The 20065-nt window shown below is 48.8% G+C and carries 20 protein-coding genes; 6 read left to right on the top strand and 14 right to left on the bottom strand.

The annotated features are described in order from the left end of the window. Nucleotides 1–80: 80 nt before the first annotated feature. The 5 genes from ACI3EZ_RS05970 to pth all read right to left on the bottom strand — a co-directional run bounded on the left by ACI3EZ_RS05970 (nucleotide 81) and on the right by pth (nucleotide 5441). Nucleotides 81–521, bottom strand: coding sequence for a S1 domain-containing RNA-binding protein (locus ACI3EZ_RS05970; RefSeq protein WP_405024619.1), 441 nt, complete (start codon nucleotides 519–521; stop codon nucleotides 81–83). A gap of 58 nt (nucleotides 522–579) precedes the next feature. Continuing rightward, a complete protein-coding gene (locus ACI3EZ_RS05965) occupies nucleotides 580–963 on the bottom strand; it encodes a septum formation initiator family protein (protein ID WP_405024620.1) in 384 nt (127 codons plus the stop codon). A 79-nt stretch (nucleotides 964–1042) separates the two neighbouring features. Further along, nucleotides 1043–1327 (bottom strand): RNA-binding S4 domain-containing protein, encoded by a 285-nt coding sequence (locus ACI3EZ_RS05960; protein WP_405024621.1) that lies wholly within the window; start codon nucleotides 1325–1327, stop codon nucleotides 1043–1045. Between the two features lie 20 nt (nucleotides 1328–1347). After that, nucleotides 1348–4869 (bottom strand): transcription-repair coupling factor, encoded by a 3522-nt coding sequence (gene mfd / locus ACI3EZ_RS05955; protein ID WP_405025825.1) that lies wholly within the window; start codon nucleotides 4867–4869, stop codon nucleotides 1348–1350. Between the two features lie 11 nt (nucleotides 4870–4880). Continuing rightward, the gene (pth, locus tag ACI3EZ_RS05950; protein ID WP_405024623.1) at nucleotides 4881–5441 is read right to left on the bottom strand and encodes an aminoacyl-tRNA hydrolase; all 561 of its coding nucleotides are present in this window, start codon (nucleotides 5439–5441) and stop codon (nucleotides 4881–4883) included. A 226-nt stretch (nucleotides 5442–5667) separates the two neighbouring features. Here pth and ACI3EZ_RS05945 point away from each other — a divergent pair, with 226 nt between their 5' ends. Continuing rightward, nucleotides 5668–6630: an L-lactate dehydrogenase gene (locus ACI3EZ_RS05945; protein ID WP_405025824.1), complete on the top strand. Its 963-nt coding sequence runs from the start codon at nucleotides 5668–5670 to the stop codon at nucleotides 6628–6630. 150 nt (nucleotides 6631–6780) lie between these two features. Further along, nucleotides 6781–7416, top strand: coding sequence for a cyclic di-AMP binding protein CbpA (gene cbpA / locus ACI3EZ_RS05940; protein ID WP_405024625.1), 636 nt, complete (start codon nucleotides 6781–6783; stop codon nucleotides 7414–7416). Nucleotides 7417–7420: 4 nt separating this feature from the next. Here cbpA and ACI3EZ_RS05935 read toward each other — a convergent pair whose 3' ends face one another. The 9 genes from ACI3EZ_RS05935 to ACI3EZ_RS05895 form a co-directional block, all read right to left on the bottom strand. Further along, nucleotides 7421–7636 carry a hypothetical protein gene (locus tag ACI3EZ_RS05935; RefSeq protein ID WP_405025823.1) on the bottom strand — a complete coding sequence of 72 codons (216 nt, stop codon included), beginning with the start codon at nucleotides 7634–7636 and terminating at the stop codon, nucleotides 7421–7423. A 66-nt stretch (nucleotides 7637–7702) separates the two neighbouring features. Beyond that, nucleotides 7703–8086, bottom strand: coding sequence for a type II toxin-antitoxin system PemK/MazF family toxin (locus ACI3EZ_RS05930; RefSeq protein ID WP_405025822.1), 384 nt, complete (start codon nucleotides 8084–8086; stop codon nucleotides 7703–7705). 25 nt (nucleotides 8087–8111) lie between these two features. Then, nucleotides 8112–8360, bottom strand: coding sequence for a hypothetical protein (locus ACI3EZ_RS05925; RefSeq protein ID WP_405024628.1), 249 nt, complete (start codon nucleotides 8358–8360; stop codon nucleotides 8112–8114). A gap of 72 nt (nucleotides 8361–8432) precedes the next feature. Further along, on the bottom strand, nucleotides 8433–9551 hold the full coding sequence (gene alr / locus ACI3EZ_RS05920) for an alanine racemase (protein ID WP_405025821.1): 1119 nt from the start codon (nucleotides 9549–9551) through the stop codon (nucleotides 8433–8435). Beyond that, the gene (acpS, locus tag ACI3EZ_RS05915; RefSeq protein ID WP_405025820.1) at nucleotides 9548–9925 is read right to left on the bottom strand and encodes a holo-ACP synthase; all 378 of its coding nucleotides are present in this window, start codon (nucleotides 9923–9925) and stop codon (nucleotides 9548–9550) included. The genes alr and acpS overlap by 4 nt, the downstream gene beginning before the upstream one ends. A gap of 21 nt (nucleotides 9926–9946) precedes the next feature. Continuing rightward, nucleotides 9947–11419 carry a DEAD/DEAH box helicase gene (locus tag ACI3EZ_RS05910; RefSeq protein WP_405025819.1) on the bottom strand — a complete coding sequence of 491 codons (1473 nt, stop codon included), beginning with the start codon at nucleotides 11417–11419 and terminating at the stop codon, nucleotides 9947–9949. Between the two features lie 9 nt (nucleotides 11420–11428). After that, a complete protein-coding gene (murF, locus tag ACI3EZ_RS05905; RefSeq protein WP_405025818.1) occupies nucleotides 11429–12811 on the bottom strand; it encodes a UDP-N-acetylmuramoyl-tripeptide--D-alanyl-D-alanine ligase in 1383 nt (460 codons plus the stop codon). A 313-nt stretch (nucleotides 12812–13124) separates the two neighbouring features. Further along, complete coding sequence (gene htpX / locus ACI3EZ_RS05900; protein ID WP_405024633.1) at nucleotides 13125–14024, bottom strand: zinc metalloprotease HtpX; 900 nt, start codon at nucleotides 14022–14024, stop codon at nucleotides 13125–13127. Nucleotides 14025–14037: 13 nt separating this feature from the next. Next, on the bottom strand, nucleotides 14038–14598 hold the full coding sequence (locus ACI3EZ_RS05895; protein WP_405025817.1) for a LemA family protein: 561 nt from the start codon (nucleotides 14596–14598) through the stop codon (nucleotides 14038–14040). 387 nt (nucleotides 14599–14985) lie between these two features. Here ACI3EZ_RS05895 and ACI3EZ_RS05890 point away from each other — a divergent pair, with 387 nt between their 5' ends. Genes ACI3EZ_RS05890 through ACI3EZ_RS05875 form a run of 4 tightly spaced genes read left to right on the top strand, consistent with a single transcriptional unit; the run spans nucleotide 14986 to nucleotide 20032 of the window. Next, the gene (locus ACI3EZ_RS05890) at nucleotides 14986–15618 is read left to right on the top strand and encodes a TetR family transcriptional regulator (protein ID WP_405025816.1); all 633 of its coding nucleotides are present in this window, start codon (nucleotides 14986–14988) and stop codon (nucleotides 15616–15618) included. Beyond that, the gene (locus ACI3EZ_RS05885; RefSeq protein ID WP_405024636.1) at nucleotides 15611–17362 is read left to right on the top strand and encodes an ABC transporter ATP-binding protein; all 1752 of its coding nucleotides are present in this window, start codon (nucleotides 15611–15613) and stop codon (nucleotides 17360–17362) included. Before ACI3EZ_RS05890 ends, ACI3EZ_RS05885 begins: the two co-directional genes overlap by 8 nt. After that, entirely contained in the window at nucleotides 17340–19190 is a 1851-nt protein-coding gene (locus ACI3EZ_RS05880) for an ABC transporter ATP-binding protein (RefSeq protein ID WP_405025815.1), read from the top strand. Before ACI3EZ_RS05885 ends, ACI3EZ_RS05880 begins: the two co-directional genes overlap by 23 nt. Then, nucleotides 19187–20032, top strand: coding sequence for a hypothetical protein (locus ACI3EZ_RS05875; RefSeq protein ID WP_405025814.1), 846 nt, complete (start codon nucleotides 19187–19189; stop codon nucleotides 20030–20032). Before ACI3EZ_RS05880 ends, ACI3EZ_RS05875 begins: the two co-directional genes overlap by 4 nt. Nucleotides 20033–20065: the final 33 nt, after the last annotated feature.

Raw genomic sequence — 20065 nt, 5'->3', positions numbered from 1 at the left:
CACCTCCACATTAACCGCTAAAAAATAAGGGCCGTTGACCACCAATGATCCGCAAGCCCTTCATCATGTTTACGTTCGTTCTAACTCCGGCGACCGCCACGACCACCGCGTTTTCCCTCAGTATTATGCTTAATCGTCGCCAACCGGGATTCACTTTCCTTTAGGAAGTTAGCCATCATCGAATCGAAGTCCTTGTTCCCACCAGACCGCTTCCGGCCACGAAAAGCCCCTCCACGGGTCTGACCACCCCGATGATGATCATGCTCATGCCGGTTTTGTTGCGGTCGATCAACCGCCTTTCGGATGGACAAGCCAATTTTCCCGTCATCACCAACACTTAACACCTTAACGGTGACTTCGTCGCCCTCCGTTAGAACATCATGGACATCCTTAACGTATTTATCCGAAACTTCACTAATGTGTACCAGTCCGGTCTGATTATCACCAAGATCAACAAATGCTCCAAAATTAGTAATCCCCGTGACCTTGCCCGTTACCTTTTGTCCAACTTCAATCGCCATAAAAAGACTTGCTCCTCCTAAACATTCCGTTCTCCACGGGAAAATCCCGTATCATTACCTAATTATTATTCGATACATTCGTTTGCGGAAGGTTGTAAACCGTTTCGCCCTTCTTAGTGTAATTATACCGTTGGCGAATTACCTTTTGTACATAGTCGTTATTACTGAGCTGCTGAACTTGTTGGCTAAGGCTAGCATTCCGGGCCTTTACCCGTTGAAGCTTTTGCTTTGCCACCGTCGTTTGCTTGTTCACCTGGTGAGTTTCAACTTCCGCCTGAACAATCCGGATACCACAAAAAAAGGTAACAATTGCAACAACAATTGCTAACAGCCCCATTCGAAACCGCGTTCCACGAGACTGCCGTTCATTTGCCGCATTTTCTTGCTTCTTTTGCTGAAAATAAGCGTTGTCGAGCACCTTAATTTTTGAGCGCTTTGCCACTCGCTTCCACCCCCGTAATCCCGGCTACTTCTAGTGAAAAATTATACCAAGAAGTCCCAGGGTTGTCTAACTACTCCTGCTAACTTTCCTCATTGAACGAACCAAAATCTTCCTTGTAGCTTTCCGAAATCACACGGTATAAATCAGCCGCATCACTCTTCTTAGTTGAATCTTTAATTCCTGTTATTTCAACGGTTAACGTTTTATTTCCAAAATTAATTACAAGTTCATCACCAACTGCTACACTGCTCGATGATTTGGCTGGTTTTTGATTAATTGTAATCCGTCCCTGATCAGCAATCTCCTTTGCAACCGCCCGCCGCTTAATAATCCGAGCCACCTTTAAGTACTTATCCAACCGCATTTTATCCACTCCTCTTCTAACTAATCATGCTCATTCTTATCGTTTCTACCTTGATCCGGGGACTGCTTAACCGTTACTACCTGAGCGACCGCCTGCATAAAGGATTGTAATTCCGTTAGCACTTGCGTCATCGTCATCCGGGGCTGAATTACAAACCGCACTCCTAGATGCCCAGCGCGTTCATCTAAGACAGCGTGCAGGTGAGTTTGGGCGACCGCCTGCAACAACTGCTTAGCCGTCAACAGGTGATCAATCGCTGAATCAAAGGTCACCGTAATCCGCTTATCTTTTTGATCAATTGCCGTAACAAGGGCTGCCGCTGCGTTCATGCGTAACACGCCGACTTCTAGCAAATTAGCGACCGCATCTGGGTATTCACCGAAACGATCAATTAAATCATCCTGAATCTCCCGGTACTCGTCGATTCCCGTTAACTGCCGGATTCGCTTGTACATCTCAATCTTTTGCTGCTGGTCACTAATATAGTCTGCCGGAATGTACGCCTCGATTTCAAGGTTAATTTCCGGGTTTGTCCGACGTTCAGGCTGGTGCCCCTGCTTCCGGGCCACCGCCTCATTCAACATCTGGGTATAAAGATCGTACCCAACCGAATCAATAAACCCGTGTTGCTCCCGTCCCAAAAGGTTTCCGGCTCCACGAATCGAAAGATCCCGCATGGCAATCTTAAAACCCGCCCCTAGTTCAGTAAAGTCCCGGATAGCCTCAAGCCGCTTTTCACTCACCTCGGATAACGCCTTATTTGGTTGGTACATAAAGTATGCGTACGCAATTCGGCTTGACCGGCCAACCCGTCCCCGCAACTGGTAGAGCTGGGCTAATCCCATCCGGTCAGCATCCTCAACAAATAACGTATTCACGTTTGGCATATCAATACCAGTTTCAATAATAGTAGTCGTCACCAAAACATCATATTCGCCTGCCAAAAAATCCATTAAAATACGTTCAATTTGGGGTTCTGGCATTTGGCCATGAATCGCAGCAATCCGTGCTTCGGGAACCAGTGCTTCTAATTCCGTAACTACCCGTTCAATATCATGTACCCGGTTATGCAGGTAAAAAACCTGCCCACCCCGGGCTAGCTCCCGCCGAATCCCCGCAACAATTACATCGTAGTTCTGTTCCAACACGTACGTCTGAATCGGATAGCGGTTAAGCGGTGCAGTCTCGATTACAGATAAATCCCGCACCCCAAGCATTGCCATGTTGAGTGTTCGGGGAATCGGGGTCGCCGTTAACGTCAAAACATCCACGGTGGCCTTCATTTGCTTAAGCCGTTCCTTATGCTTAACGCCAAACCGCTGCTCTTCATCAATAATCAACAATCCCAGGTCATGAAAGTGAACGTCCTTTGACAGGAGGCGGTGAGTTCCTACAATAATATCGAGTTTTCCAGTTTGAAGGTCAGCCAACAAGTGGTGGGCTCCCTTAGTGGTTGTAAACCGGGAAAGCACGCCGACCGAAACGGCGAAGTTCTTAAACCGCTGTTTCATCGTCTCGTAGTGCTGTTGGGCCAAAACAGTAGTTGGTACAAGAAACGCAACTTGCTTACCGTCTAAGACAGCCTTATACGCCGCCCGGAGTGCTACTTCGGTTTTCCCGTAACCGACATCACCAATCAACAGGCGATCCATCGGCCGTTCCCGTTCCATATCACGCTTAACTTCCTTAATACTCCGGAGCTGGTCGGCCGTTTCAGCATACGGAAAAGCATCGTCAAACTCACGTTGATTAGCATCATCTGGGGAAAACGCAAACCCGCGCTTAGCCGCCCGCTCAGCGTACAGGTCAATTAAGTCATCAGCAATATCTTCAACCTTCGCCGCAACCCGTCTCTTCGTCTTCTGCCACTCGGTTCCACCAAGTTTATTAATATGTGGTGGTTTAGCATCTGCCGCCACATACTTTTGAACCCGATCAAGTTGGGTAACGGGGATAAATAATTGGTCATCGCCCCGGTACATGATTGTCATGTAATCCTGGTGCTTTCCGTCAACGGTCATCGTCTTCATGCCCATGTACCGCCCTATCCCATGGTTAACGTGAACCACATAGTCCCCCTTTTTCAGGTCGGTGTATGCCTTCAACCGTTCCGTATTGGCCATCGTTGCCCGTTTTGCACGGTGATGGGTTACCTTGGCGAACAACTCACTGGCTGTTAGCACAACTACTCCCGCAGAAAACATTTCAAACCCCGTTGCTAGTTCTCCTGCAACAACCTGGACCTTTCCTGGCTGCACGTTATTCGGAGTGGTTTTAAAAGCAGCAACCTCAAAGTCAGCGAGGGTCGCCATCACTTTATCCCGCCGCTCCCGTTCTGGAACAAGCAAAACTACGGTCTGGTGTTCATGACACCACCGGTCCAATTCTGCCTTTAGTGCCGGCATTTGCCCGTAAAATCGTTGAACCAGTCGGGTTTGAGCATTTACCAACTGGCTAAACCGTAAATGACCAACACTACGTTCCAACCCGGTAACAAAGAGCTCATAGTGCCCATTAGTTTGTTCAAGGTTCCGGATTGCCACTCCGAACCGCTCATTCTGCGGGAGAAGAGGGTGGCTATTAACCCACTCCTGCTCGTCAGTAACGAGTTCTTGCTCATAATCAGTAATCCGAGCGTAGTCATCAAAAACAACTAAACCGTCATCCGGCAGATAATCCACTAACGTGTTGTGGTCAGGAAACAACTGCGGTCCCAAAACTAAGTGCGCTGGGGTGAGCGCATGCGCTTGTAATCCTGGAAGTAATTGCACCACCTGCTGGGTAACTGCCTCATCCGCCGCCTCACGCTGTCTTTTTTGCAGTTCAGTAACCACCTGTTCCACCACTTCATCAGAAGCAAGTAACGTTGTCGCCGGTGAAATGGTCACCGTTGTGGTGTTCGCGATGCTTCGTTGGTTAGTTTCATCAAACGTACGGAGTGAATCAACCTCAGTATCAAACAAATCAATCCGTACTGGATGGGGTAAATTTAAAGGATAAACGTCCAAAATTGATCCCCGCACTGCAAAATCACCCGGGCGGCCAACCATTTGTTCTCGCTGGTATCCCATCCTGGTTAACTGGGCAACCGTTGCCTCCAAATCAAGATCATCACCCACAGTAATGGTAATGTGGGCCGCCTGCCAAGTCGCTGGAGCTGGAAGATAGTGCCGCATTCCCGCCACTGCGGCCACAACGATTCGCGGTTCCCCGGTCATCAACGCGTTTAGCGCCTGAATTCGCTGCGCCCGAAACTCCGGTGAACTGGTTGCCATCTCAGCTGCCAGTACCTCTTCAAACGGAAAAAGAAACACAGAATCAGGAGCTACGACGTTTTGGAGGTCATCAACAAGTTGTTGGGCCCTAAAGAGTTGATCGCATACAACCACCATGGGACGCTGGGATTGGCGAAAAGCCGCTGCTAGAAGAAGCGTTTTAGCTGATCCCGTCAATCCGGTTATCATATGCCGCCGCCCCTTATTAAGGTTTGCCAACCAATGACGGATATCCTTATTTTGTTCTAACAGCGTTGTAATCTTCACAATCCAGCCTCCTACCCGTTATACTGATTCATTATTTGGTTAAAGTCGCCCGTTAAAATCCACTCCTGCAACCCATCAACGGCCCTGGTAACTGTCTCGTCAAAAGTAATCCGTTCAGGAACACTAAACCGAGAAAGCACCCAATCAACCACCGTCACCTTCGTGGGGTGGCCAATTCCCAACTTCAAGCGCTTAAAGTCCTGCCCACCAACGTGAGCAATAATACTTTTAATGCCGTTATGGCCGCCAGCCGACCCCTTCGCCCGGAAGCGTAACCGTCCTAGTTCCATATCCATATCATCTTGAATGATCATTAATTCGTCACGAGTTACCTTGTAATAATCCATTAACTGCCGGACAGCTCGTCCCGACTCGTTCATGTATGTCGTTGGCTTTGCCAGCAAAACCCGCTCGCCAGCGATATGGGCAGTTCCCATTAATGCATCCCCCTGCACACGGTTAATCGCAACGTCATTCCGCGCCGCCAGTTCATCAATTACCATGAAACCAACATTATGCCGCGTTCCCGTATATTGTTGCCCGATATTTCCCAGACCGACAATCATTTTCATCCATAACTCCTCCAATTTTAACTGCCTACACAAAAAGCCCAGACACAACCGTGCCGCGGGCGACTCATTATTATGTACATTTATTATACAACGGCGCGTAAGTCTTCGGATGATCCATTGATAGCGAAACCGTTTTCTTTTTGCTTGTCGCGGGAATTAAAGCATGGTACATTATGACTAGTGATAACAGTCACAAATACTTACTTAATAGAAGGAAGGACGCACTATGAACAAGCACCATTCAAAAATTATGCTCGTGGGTGACGGCGCAGTCGGCTCCACGATTGCTTACGCCCTCACCCTCGAAGGAATCGGGGCCGAACTTGGAATCATCGACATCAAGAAGGATCACAGCTACGGTGACGCCATTGACCTGGAAGACGCCACGGCTATTAGCGCTCCCAAAAGCATCTATGCTGCCGACTATGCTGATTGTAAGGACGCTGATCTGGTGATTATCACGGCCGGTGTTCCCCGGAAACCCGGAGAGACCCGCTTACAGTTAGTTGGGAAAAACCTCACAATTTTAAAGTCAATCGTTGATCCGGTTGTCCAATCCGGATTTAATGGTATCTTTGTTGTTGTGGCGAACCCCGTTGATGTTCTTACGTACGCAACGTGGAAGCTTTCCGGATTCCCGAAGGAACGGGTCGTTGGAGCAGGAACCGCCCTTGATAGTTCCCGGATTCGGGTTGCCCTTGCTAAGGAATTAGGGCTTGCCGATGCCCGGTCAGTTCATGCATACGTCCTCGGAGAACACGGTGATTCCCAAGTTGCAGCATACTCCGCCGCAACCATTGGGGGCACGCCGCTGTTAACATATGCTTCAGCAAAGGGCGTTTCTACTAGTCGTTTACACGAAATCGAAGAAGACGTTAAACATAAGGGAGGGACCATCATTGCCAAAAAAGGCGCAACCTTCTACGGCATTGGTGCAGCTACAGCCCGGCTATGCAAAGCCATTCTCAACGATGAGCAAAGCGTAATCATTACGTCCGCTTACTTAGACGGCCAGTATGGCATTCACAACGTCTTTACGGGGGTTCCGAGTGTCGTTGGTGGAAATGGACTGGAAGAAATTATCGAAATGGATCTCAGTACCGAAGAGCGCGCTCAACTGCAACATTCCGCAACGGTCCTCCGTGGTGTCTTAGACGATGCACTTAAAGAAGCCGGTATTCCCGATTAATACCCGTTAATTAAAGGCCAAAAGCGTCCTGTTTCCCTGGCACAATGAACTTCATTGCCAGAATTACAGGACGCTTTTTAATTTACCCGTCTCATAAGGCGTTTTTTATGGTATGGTAGACGGGAAATTAAGGTACCGGGAGGATAAACCATGCTAATGAAGGACCTCATTAAGCCGAAGAACAAACTTACAACTGTCAAGGAGGACGCAACGTTAGCGGAAGCGCTCACCATTTTGGAAACATCCGGGTTTCGCTGTGTTCCAATCCTTGACGCAACGGGGAATATCTACCGCGGAAACATCTATAAAATGCATATCTACCGGCATAAATCTCGCAACGGTGATATGCAGCTCCCCGTAACCCACTTGCTGAAAAATGCAACAAAGTTTGTCACCCTAAACTCCCAGTTTTTTACGGTCTTCTTCGCTATCCGTGACCTGCCATACATTACCGTTTTAGATGAAAATAACCGGTTTTACGGGATTCTCACCCATAACCGGCTCCTTAAAATGCTCTCCCAATCGTGGAACGTTGACATTGGTAGCTACGTCCTAACGGTCACTTCGCCAGACGAACGAGGTGACCTTGTTAGCATCGCTAAAATCATCACGAAGTACACCGCCATCGCAAGCTGTATGACACTTGATATTCGAACGGACGGGGAACCCCGTCGCACAATGTTTACCCTGCCGGCCGATGTCACCCCAACGAAACTTAATAAAATTGTAGCGAACCTTAAACGGAAACACTTTGACGTTCCTGAAATCGAAAATCTCCGGGAATAGCACACTAAATTCGCGTTACCCGGAGGACAGCATCCACGTATTCTTTTTTGGGGTGAGCCGCATCATGAACAATAATTGTCCGTTCCGCTACCCGCCACTGGGCATTACCATCCCCCACAATTAATGTATCCCCGGGAACCGGAAGAACTCCCAATTCGACCGTCACTGTCCCTGAATTCCCTCGAAGCGGTTGATCTGCGTTTATTTGTACTCGCCACATCTTTCATCATCCTTACTATTATTGGGGCTAACTTTATTTCAACGGTAAAAAAGCGCGGCAAAACACTCAATGTTCCCGCGATTTTCCGGTATGTAACCGTACTAACCCTACGCTCACCTTTAACGCTTCATCAACGTCGTGCATCACCCGTGAATCCAGGTGGGTTACCCGCTCTGCCAACCGTTGCTTATCAATTGTCCGAATTTGTTCAAGTAACACAACGGAATTCCGTTCAAGCCCGGTTTTCTTAGCCTCCAAGGCAACATGCGTTATCATTCGCGGCTTCGTGATCCGGGAAGTAATTGCCGCAACAACTACTGTTGGACTATACTTATTACCAATGTTATTCTGAATCACCAATACTGGCCGGCTTCCTCCTTGCTCCGAACCAACAACTGGTGAAAGATTTGCGAAGAAGACATCGCCCCGCTTCACGCTATTCTCTGTCAATTAAAATCCCCCAATTACCGTAACCTTAAATTTGCCAGGGATCCGTAACCTCTTCTTGCTGAATTTCCTCCGCAATCGGTCGATTAATTATCCCCATTGCTCCATACCCAGTAATCAATTGTTCCAGGTATGGCTGGTACTTTAAAATATGAGCCACATATTCCGGGTGTGTCATTAAATCCTCTCGTGTAACCCCATAAAAATCACAATATTCCGCTAAATGCTTGTAACCCGTAATATCTGCTTGATTATTATTTTGTCCGTATTCAGTCATGGCGCCTCTGTCCCTTATCAAGTTCTCCAATTCCATAATAAACCACGGAACGGCACGCCAGTCAAGGTTCTTTTATTCACGGTATTCCCGTTTAATTCGATCTGATAAACAACATGTAATTTCGTAGTTAATTGTGTGCGCGTAGTCAGCAACGTCTTGCGGGGTAATCACGCTCCCGTTATTTTCCCCGATTAACGTAACCCGCGTTCCCTGGGGATAAGCGTGAGGTAGCCGAATCATAAACTGATCCATACATACACGCCCAACAATCTCGCAAAAATGGCCATCAACCAATACCTGCGACCCCTGCATTCGCCGAAGCCACCCATCGGCATACCCCATCGGCACTGTACCAATCCATTCATGCCGTTGTGCCGTATAAGTCTTCCCGTATCCAACCGAATCTCCCGGGTTAATTTGCTTAACAAAAACAAGCTCACTCTCAAGGGTCAGGGCTGAGTGAAATCCCGCCGGCATTGCCTGAGCCGTTCCCGCAGGATTCATTCCGTACATTGCCACCCCTAACCGAATTGCATTGCCGCCACATTCTCTGTGCCACAACGCAGCTGCAGAATTAGCAACGTGGATAAACCGGGGAATAACCGGAACAGCTGCCATTAATTCCTTAAACCGCGTCATCTGCTGCTCGTAGTAAGCCGGATTCGGATCGTCCGCCGTTGCAAAGTGGGTAAAGATCCCTTCCAGGTCAAATTCCTGGGAGTGGGCTGCAATAAACCGCAGAGCTTTTTGGAGTTCGTCTGCGCTGGTAAAGCCAATCCGCCCCATTCCTGAATCAAGCGCCAGGTGCACCTTTAATCGCCGGTGTTCCCGTGCTAACAGCGATTGTGCGGCGGTTAAAAAAGCAGTACTGGCAACCGTAACGGAGAGATCGTGCATTGCACTGTATACCGCAGTATTAGCCGACGTTACGCCAAGAACCAAAATCGTTTTAGTAATCCCCGCATTTCGGAGGGCAACTCCCTCGTCAATAACCGCAACACAAAAGCCATCAACGCCTGCTTCCACGGCTGCTTGGGCCACCGGCAACAACCCGTAACCATAAGCATTGGCCTTAACTACCGCAAACAATGACTGATCTGCCGCCATCCGGGACCGTTCCTGCCGGATATTATCCTTAATCGCCCTTAAATCAACAATCGCTTTTGAGTTCCGGTGCTTTCCAATAATCACTTACTTTCCCCTCCGTTTCGTTCAAGAATTACTTCTGTTCCCGCCAACTCATCCGTATGTGTAATGCTGACGTGAGCGAATAACATTCCTTTTCGGGGATGAACGGCAAAGTATGGCTTGCCCGCCTCGTCATTTAAAATAGTAAGGTCGTGAAAGCCCACGCACTTGCCAATTCCCGTTCCCAACGCCTTGCTATATGATTCCTTTGCTGAGAACCGGCCCGCAAGGTATTCAATCCGGCGTTTTGCTGACGGTAATGCATCATACTGCTCACGCTCACGGGGAGTTAGGACGTAATCAATAAAGTGGCGTTTAGCCGCGGCTTGCTTTATTCGGGCTAACGGCGCAACATCAATCCCAATTCCGTAAATCATCCGGTTCCCTCCTTAACTAAATTACTTCTTCTTACGGATCGTGTATCCACTTACCATTCGGCGACGACTATCCTGCCGTGTCCCTGTTCGTTGCTTAGCAGATTTATGAGGAGAATTTCCCCGCTGTTTGCCACTGCGCCGGTGTCCGCGATTATCTTCACGATGCCGCCGGGGAAGCGGTCGTTCCGCCGTGATCCGAACGGGGAGTGTCCGCTGCTGATCCTTAGTTAATTCATCGACAAACGCAGTTACCAAATCAACCGCATCATTTTGCGCCAACAGGTGCCGGGCAACGTCCTCGTATTTAGTATGATCAGTTTGCGCTACTAATTTTTGAATCTGTCGCTGCGCCTGAGTAAGCTGACCCGCAAACGCCTCATCCTGCGTTGGCGGCTTAAGGGGCATCATTCGCTTGTTAGTAAGCTGTTCAATCGCCCGGAGGTATGGCCGTTCATTTCCGGTAACAAAAGTAACCGCAACCCCATGTTTCCCGGCCCGGCCCGTCCGCCCAATCCGATGAACGTAGCTCTCTGGATCCTGGGGAATATCATAGTTATATACGTGGGTCACCGCGGAAATGTCAAGGCCCCGCGCTGCAACATCAGTTGCAACCAAAACCGCTAAGTGGCCCGCACGAAACTGACGCATAACAAGTGTTCGTTGCTGCTGTGTTAAGTCACCGTGGATTCCCCCTACATTAAAGCCGCGGGTTTGTAATCCCCGGGTAAGCTCATCTACCCGCCGCTTAGTACGCCCAAAAATAATCGCATACTGTGGGTGTTGCACGTCTAAGAGCCGAGTAAGGGTATCAAACTTCTCCCGTTCCTGAACCCGCACAAAATACTGATCAACAAGGTCCGTAGTCAACTCCTGCGCCTGTACCTTTACGATTGCCGGGTGCATCATAAACTGCTGGCTGACCTGCATAATTGCTGGGGGCATTGTTGCGGAAAATAGTAACGTCTGCCGCTTAGCAGGGGTATGTTTAAGAATATGCCGGATATCGTCCAGAAAACCCATATCAAGCATCTCATCAGCTTCATCCAACACCACCGTCTGCACGTTACTCAAATCAACGGTATGGCGGTTAAGATGATCAAGTAAACGCCCCGGTGTTCCTACTAAAATCTGGGGCGGTCGCCGTAAATTTCGAATTTGTCGCCGAATATCTGCTCCCCCATAAACAACCTGCACGTGAGCGCACTTCTCCTTCCCCAGTTTGAACAACTCTTCCTGGGTTTGGCTAGCTAACTCCCGGGTGGGGGCAATAATTAACGCTTGAACGACATTCCTTCCCGGATTAATTCGCTGAAGAAGTCCCAACCCGAAGGCAGCCGTTTTCCCGGTCCCTGTTTGGGCCTGACCGACAACATCCGTTCCTGCTAATTCCAGCGGGATGGTCTTTGCCTGAATTGGAGTAGGTGTGGTATATCCACACCGGGCAACCGCAGCAAGTAACTCTTGATCTAAACCTAAATCTGCAAATTGTTCCACGTTTTTCTCCTAACCAACTAACGGTGTTATCAGCGCCGCCAAGACCTTCTCAAGGTGCATACCGTGACTTCCCTTTAACAAGACGATGTCATCGGCCTGCACGGTTGACAATAAATCACTAATTAAAACTGGTTGTTGTGCTAAGGGGTACCAATGAACCTGATCTTTCCCGTAACGGTCAGTTAAAGCATCCGCGAGGTTTTTCATCAGGTTGCCGCACAAATATACTTGCTGGATTTTTCGAGGATCAAGTGCATCAGCTAACGCCGAATGCATGGCAACGCCCTGTTCACCCAACTCAAGCATATCGCCCAAAACAGCAATCCGCCGCCCAGCTGTCGGAACCTGAGCAAACGCCGCTAACACCTCACGCACCGCCGTTGGGTTAGAATTGTACACGTCACTCAGAATACGCATCCCACTTGGCGCAATCCGCCACTCTGTTCGGTTAGCGGTAAGCGCAAACGTCCTTAACGCCTGCCGCATATCAACAACCGGCACCTTAAACAACTGACCCACGCTTAACGCCGCTAACGCATTCATCACGTTATACGTTCCAATCATGTTAACAGTCATCGGCTCGTCCGGCCATGCACTCGCAGTAAACGTTGTCGTCGTCGCATTACCCGCAATTTTCCGGGCAACAAGGTCGTTATTTTTCTGCATTCCAAACGTACGCACGGTCTGCACTAGGTTAGCCGTCCGCGCGCGTAGTAACGGCTCGTCCCCGTTGTATACCAAGGTACCATCCGCTTTTAGCCCGTGAGTAATCTCCATCTTAGCATCCGCAATACGCTCTCGGGTCCCAAAGAATTCAATGTGGGCCTCTCCGATCATGGTAATTACCGCAACGTCTGGCGAAACCAACCTACTCAGCGCATCAAGCTGACCGCTGCGATCCATCCCCATCTCAACAACTAGCACCTCAGTCCGTTCATCCATTCCCAATACGGTAATCGGTACTCCAATTTCATTATTGAAATTAGCGTTTGTCTTATGAACGGTAAAGGTCGTCCCTAGAACCGCCGCAATCATGTCTTTTGTGGTCGTTTTCCCGTTACTCCCCGTTACGGCCACCACCCGCGGATTAACCCGTTTAAGGTAATACCGGGCAAGGCGGTGTAATGCCGCTAACGTATCCGGCACAACAATTGCGGGCAAATCAGCCGGAGCCGGTCCGTGGTCAGCCTGCCATAACGTTGCTACCGCCCCGGCCTGCTTTGCTGCCGCTACGTACGCGTGCCCATCGTGCTCACCAATCAACGGAATAAAAAGCGATCCCGCATCTAACTGGCGACTATCAAACCCCACACTTGTGATTGTCACCTGACCAGCATTCCCCGGTTGGGGAGTTGCAAGTGCTTGAGCAACCTCACTTAACTGCATGTCCATGTCATGTTTTCCTTCCGTTTTTCAAGGGTGGTTCCCCACCCGTTCTCCCCGTTATTGTACCATACCGCGTCTCCGATAAAGTGAGCCTTAACTATATCCTCTTCACCGGTAAAAGTCAATTAAAAAGGGCGCGTCCCCCAATATCGAACCGGGCGTAATGAAAAGCTACTAGCTACACAAAGCACAAATTACAACAAACACGGCAACTGATTTTCCCCACTCAATCCGTTCGTTTTAACGCCAAATTAACCCCAAAAACAAGGAGACTGCGTTTCTTGCAACAGTCTCCTTACCTTACCGATTAATCATTTAATTACATTTCTTCCAACCGTTTAATTCTGTCAGCCACTGGTGGGTGAGTGTCAAAAAGATGAGTCCATGACCGCTTTTTGAACGGGTTAGCAATGTATAATCCAGCACTACTAGCATCAGCCGCCTTCATTGGTTCACTATCAGTAATCTTTTGTAATGCGCTGATTAACCCCTGCGGATTCCGGGTTAGTTCAACCCCCGAGGCATCAGCCAGGTATTCCCGGTTCCGGGAGAGTGCCATTTGCGCAAGGGAAGCTGCTAATGGCCCTAGTATAAGAACCAGCACTGCGCCCACGGCAAACACAACTGTTAATACGCCGTTCCCGTTGTCTTCATCATCCCGGTCACCCTGGCCGCCACCCCACCAAAAGAAACGCATTCCCATACTCACTAGCACAGAAACAACTGATACTAAGGCGAGCGAAATGGTCTGGAGTCGAATATCGTAGTTGCGAATATGGGAAACTTCGTGGGCAATTACCCCTTCTAATTCTTCGCGATTCAGCCGGGCTAACAGTCCCTGCGTTACCGCAACGGCAGCTTTCTCCGGTCGATTCCCCGTCGCAAATGCATTGGGACTAGGATCATCAATGATAAACACCCGTGGCATGGGGACGTTCGCCGCCAAAGCCATATCTTCTACTATGTGCCACAATTCCGGGTACTCAGCAGCTGTATGAACCTCCCGGGCATGGTTCATATCCATGACGATTTCGGTTGACTGACTCCACGTAACGATAAAATAGATGACTCCCAAAACCACCGCAGCAACTAATCCCGCACTAATACTTCCAAAGAATAAGTCACCAACAGCTGCGCCCACGGCCGCAACTAACAAGATAAAAGCCGTAAGCACATAAATTGTCCGTCGTTTATTCTGCGCAATTTGCTGAAACAACACGGCCCATCACCACCTAGAACTTAACTTCCGGAACCTGCTGAGCCTCAGCCGGCGCCTGCAAGTAGTCAACTTTAGTTAAGCCACTCAGCCGCGCAATGATATTCGTTGGAAACATAACTAATTTCTGGTTAAAATTAGCTGCTTGGTTATTAAAGAGTTGCCGGGAGTACGCAATTTTATTTTCTGTATTACTTAATTCTTCCTGTAACTGGGAAAATTCTGCGCTGGCTTTTAAATCAGGATAATTTTCTGACAACGCAAAGATCGACTTTAAGCTATCAGTAATCTGATTAGAGAGTTCCATTTTTTGCTGATGGTCACCTGCCGGAACGTTGACTAACTGGTTCCGTAACTGAACAACCTGTTCAAAGGTACTCTTTTCGTGCTTAGCATATCCCTTAACCGTGTTAACTAAATTAGGAATTAGATCGTTTCGCCGCTGAAGTTGAACATCAATCTGGCTCCACGCCTCTTCGGTATACACCTTAGCCCGCTGAAGACCGTTATATAAAACGATGTAGCCGCCAATCAAAATAACGGCCAACACAATAATGATGATGAATAACCATTCCATCGTAGCTACCTCCTTGGAATTAACTATGAAATGAACGTAGGCCAATCATAGCATATTTAATCCTAAACCCAAACAATTATTAACAAAAAAAAAAGGGAGCCCAAAAGCTCCCCGCGCAGAACCATCTTAAAAGACAGCGGAATAACCGCTCCACAACGGTCATTCCCTTCCCCACAATCCGGTGGTACGAAAGCCTGCAAGTACGTGTGGTCGGTGCGCCGCAGCGCTGACCACCTCGACTCATCGCATCAGGATCCATCCTAACTTATTTTAAAGAAAAACGCAACGATAATAATTGACATGCGCCTCAGCCGAGCGTTAACATGACATTGTGTCGTATGACATATTGTCATACGACAATACACGTTAGCGTTAAAGGAGGAGCTTATGCCAACCCAAACATTCTTAAACCTTCCCCAGAAGAAACGCCACCGCTTAATTGACGCGGCTATTCAAGAATTTTCCCGTGTTCCTGTTAGCGACGCAACTATCAGCCACATTATCAAACAAGCGAAAATTCCCCGGGGAAGCTTTTACCAGTACTTCGCGGATAAGTTTGATTTGCACCACTACATCATCGGCCAATTTCGCACATCATGGATTAACCAGTGGCGTAATTTCCAGATTGAAAACCATGGGAACCCCTTTGCCGCTATTCGGCAACTCTTCCCCATTATTCTTGACGACATTACATCCCCGCAGTACTACCGTTTCTGGCAAAACACCTTTATTACCTTTCGCGATCACCAAATGCAACCCAGCCAAAAAAAGGGACACCTAGCCAAGAAACCAATTCTCACCACACAAAACGTCGCTCTTGACCACCTAGCGATTACCGCTGATCAACTTTCCCTACTTCAACAGGAGTTATTCGCCACCATTTTCTTTGGGATCCGCTTATATATCATGGCAAGTTACCGCGGGGAAGAACATCCCCGCCAGCAAACCCTTGACCAATTCAACACGTTAATATCCTGGCTAGAAAACGGCGTTGTGAAACGGAGGGATTCATATGATTAAGCTCATTCGTAATCGGCTCCCCAAGAAAGCCATCGTAGGGTCATTTATCTTTATGCTGATCCAAGTCATTACCCTATTATATTTACCAACATTAACGGCTAACATCGTCAACAACGGGATTGCCAGGGGGAACTTACATGCCATCGTTCGCATTGGGATAATCATGCTCTTCTTCTCCCTAATCAGTGTGGGAGCGGCGGCGGCCAACGCTTTTTTCTCTGCCCAAGGTTCCCAAAAGCTCGGGCAACGATTACGAAGCGCTGTTTTCCGAAAAGTCATCACCTCTTCCCGTGCTGAACGGGAACACTTCGGCACGTCATCCCTAATCACCCGAACAACAAACGACATTATGCAGATTCAAAACGTCGTCTTAATGTTCCTGCGACTAATGATGATGGCCCCGTTAATGTTAATCTGTGCTAGCATCCTAGCCTACGCTAAGAGTCCCACCCTAACACTAATCTTTATCATTGTCCTTCCAGCCCTCGCCCTGCTAGTCGGCATCATCGTGTACTTTGCCAGCCCGCTTTTTGCGGCCATGCAACACAAACTCGACGCCGTTAACCGGGTCTTCCGGGAAGGCTTAACGGGGGTGCGCGTTATCCGGGCGTTCCGCCAGGACCAGTTTGAACAAGAACGGTTTGACAACGCTAACCGGGATTATACGCAAAATGCCGTGAAAGTATACAGCATTACTGCATTGATGCTCCCCATTGCAACCCTCATTATGAGTTCGACCAACGTTCTTATCACGTACTGGGGGAGCCGCCTCATTGCGGTGCAAGCAACGATGGTCGGAAACATGATGGCATTCATCGCTTACGCTACCCAGATTTTAATTAGCTTCATGTGGCTTGCAATGGTGTTTGTTCTCGTTCCCCGCGCTCAAGCCTCTGCCAAACGGCTAAACGCCGTTTTAGACACAACTAGCTCAATTGTTAATCCACAGCACCCAACGTCAATCAGAGATAAGGTTGCCTCCCTGGAATTTACCGCCGTGCAGTTTACTTACCCGGGCGGCAGTGCTCCTGCTTTGAGCGGAATCACCTTCTCCGCTTATGCCGGGGATACGGTAGCCGTAATTGGAAGTACCGGTTCAGGAAAAACCTCCCTGGTCAACCTTATCCCGCGTTTTTACGCTCCAACTGCTGGTGCTATTCGGGTCAACGGGGTCCCCGTTCAAGCGATTAGCCTCCACGAGCTTCGCAATCAAGTTGCTCTAGTCCCCCAAAAAGCGACTCTTTTTAGCGGAACAATTAGAAGCAACATGTTGTGGGGAAATAAAGACGCAACGGATGAAGAAATCTGGCACGCTTTAACCATTGCGCAGGCAGCTGACTTTGTGCGCTCCTTGCCGGACCAACTTGACGCTACCGTTGACCAGGAAGGCGCTAACTTCTCCGGAGGGCAACGGCAACGGTTAGCGATTGCCCGGGCACTGGTGAAAGACGCCAGTATCTACGTTTTTGATGATTCATTTTCCGCACTAGACTTCCAAACCGATGCCCGCTTGCGGGCCGCCCTTAAACATGATCCACGAATGAAGAACCGCGTGGTCGTCATCGTCGGTCAGCGAATTGCAACCGTAGCGGATGCCGCTCCAATCATCGTGTTGGATCACGGAAAAATGATTGGCCGAGGAACCCACCAGGAACTCTTGGCAACCAACACCGTTTACCAGGACATTGTTTACTCGCAATTAAGAAAGGAGGATGATCACCGTGACGAAAAGTGTTCGCAGTAAGGTCCAAAAACCCAAAAACTTCTGGAAAACAACGGGACGCCTTTTGATTTACATGAAAAACCGGTTGTTTACCATCGCCATCGTGCTCGTCCTGGCGGTAATTGGTCAAGTTTGTCAGATTCAAACACCAAAGATCCTCGGAGAAGCCACCACAACCATCTTTAAGGGAGTTATGCAGGGAACTGCGATGCAAAAGGCGGGAATTCCTATGAAGCACTGGCCAATTGATTTTGCCCGGATCGAGCACATCCTTCTAATTGTCCTAAGCCTATACGTTATCGCAGCAATTCTTTCGTTTGGACAACGCCTAATTATGAACGTACTCGCCCAACACTCCGTTTACCAGATGCGTAAACAAATGAAACATAAGATGATGACCGTGCCGGTCCATTACTACGACGACCACAATAACGGGGACATCATTAGTACCGCCATCAACGACCTGGATAACATTTCATCAACCCTCCAACAAACCCTCACTCAGTTAGTAACAGCCATTGTCCAGTTGGTGGGAACATTCTGGCTAATGCTGACCATCAGTTGGAAATTGACCCTTTTAATTATCCTGGCCATTCCGGTAAGCACTATTCTGGTAGGAATTATCGCCCCCCAATCACAAAAGAACTTTACTGCTCAGCAAAATCACCTGGGATTATTAAATAACCAGATTGAAGAAAACTACGCCGCCCAGGAAGTCGTGCAGGCGTTTGCCCGTGAAGAGGACGTAATTACCCGGTTTGAACGAGAAAACGAGCAGGTTTACCAGGCATCATGGAAGGCCCAGCTCTTTTCAGGTATCATGCAGCCACTAATGCGGCTTGTTAGCAACCTTAGCTACGTGGTAGTGGCAATCGTCGGGGGAATTGAGGTCACCCATGGCCAAATTTCACTGGGGAACGTCCAAGCAATGCTGCAATACTCGACCAACTTCTCGCAGCCAATTATGCAGCTGGCCAACTTAGCTAACACCATTCAGCTGACAATTGCGTCGGCTGAGCGGGTCTTTGGGGTACTCGATGAACCGGACATGAAAGAGCCAACGACCACCATGCCCCCAGAAAAGGAGCCCGCTGGGATTATTGAATTCCAACACGTCCGGTTCCACTATCCGAATGCTACGGAACTAATGACCGACTACAACCTAACGATTAAACCAGGACAAATGACGGCTATTGTGGGCCCAACCGGAGCGGGAAAGACCACCATCATCAACCTCCTCGAACGGTTCTACGACGTGACTGACGGGGTCATTCGGTTAAACGGACAAGACACTCGCACAATGAGCCGGGAAAAGGTGCGTTCCCACTTTGCAATGGTGCTTCAAGATACCTGGCTGTTTACCGGAACCATTTGGGATAACCTAAAATACGGCCGGGAAGAAGCTCGCGACGAGGAAATTTATGCCGCGGCCAAGGCAGCCTCCGCTGATGCGTTTATCCGTCAACTACCTGATGGCTACCAAACGGTCCTAACGGAAGGCTCAGCCAACATTTCCCAGGGCCAACGCCAACTCCTAACCATTGCCCGGGCCTTTGTAGCCGATCCGGAAATTTTAATTCTTGATGAGGCCACCTCCAGTGTTGACACTAGAACTGAACTGCAGATTCAACATGCCATGAATCGGCTCTTAAAAAATCGAACCAGTTTTGTAATTGCACACCGGCTATCTACGATTCAAAGTGCGGATCAAATTATCGTGATGAACCACGGTCAAATTGTTGAAACCGGAACACACAACACGCTCTTAGCGCAAAATGGGTTCTACGCCGACCTGTATAATTCTCAATTTGAGGGGAACGTAACAATGGACGAAGGAGGGTTAGCATGAATAAACGCTTAATAATCACCATCGCAACGATTCTTAGCCTCAGCGGCCTTGTTGCCGGTTGCCAGTCGCGGATTACAACTACGGCAAGAACGTACCAACAAACGGGTATGGTCGCGACCATTAAGGGCCATGCTGCTGGCAAAACCATCAAATACCGGATTGGAAGTGAAACGATACACACAGCTACCATCCACAATAATTCGTTTGTCGTTTCAATAGCACCAACTACGCACCAACAAACCGTTACCCTAAGTGCACCTAACACCTCACAACACAAGGTAACGGTTAAGGCCGCTAAGCCACTAGGAAACTACCGCCAGTTTGCCCGGCGATACAACCAGGTTATTACAATGGCACAACTATCGTCAGAACAGCAACACCAACTACAGGCAACTCCCCAGCTAAAACACAATCCCCAGGCGGCCCAAAACAATCCACAGCTTCTACAGCAAACACAGCAGGCTCAAAAAAACCTTAATCAAGCCCGTCAAAAGGCCCGTGCATCCCAGCTTCCCGCATACCACCAGGGCATCCATCCCTTGGTTAAAACGGCCAGTTACACCCTGCGAGGGAACATGCAAGAGAACCAGTTGATGGGCGTAACCATGATTATCCCCCTCCGCAATCTCAAAAATAAGCAGGCTGCCCGGCAATTTGGAACCGCCTTTATGGCCCTTAGTCAAGCATGCGGGGCGAATGGTAAACAAGTTCTCCAGGCATTTAAACGGGCCACTGATCACCAAAAAGAACAACAAACAACTCTTAAGACGATTACCAACCACGGCGTCCACTACCAGGTTGCCTTCTCCCCCAACGGGTTATACGTCTACATTACTAAGTGAATAACTTTACGGTAAACAAAAAGAAGCCAGCTC

It is taken from the genome of Ligilactobacillus sp. LYQ60, from assembly GCF_045033015.1.
Taxonomy (GTDB): Bacteria; Bacillota; Bacilli; order Lactobacillales; family Lactobacillaceae; genus Ligilactobacillus.
Note: the sequence above shows the minus strand (reverse complement) of the source record. Positions and strands in the feature narration are given on the sequence as shown.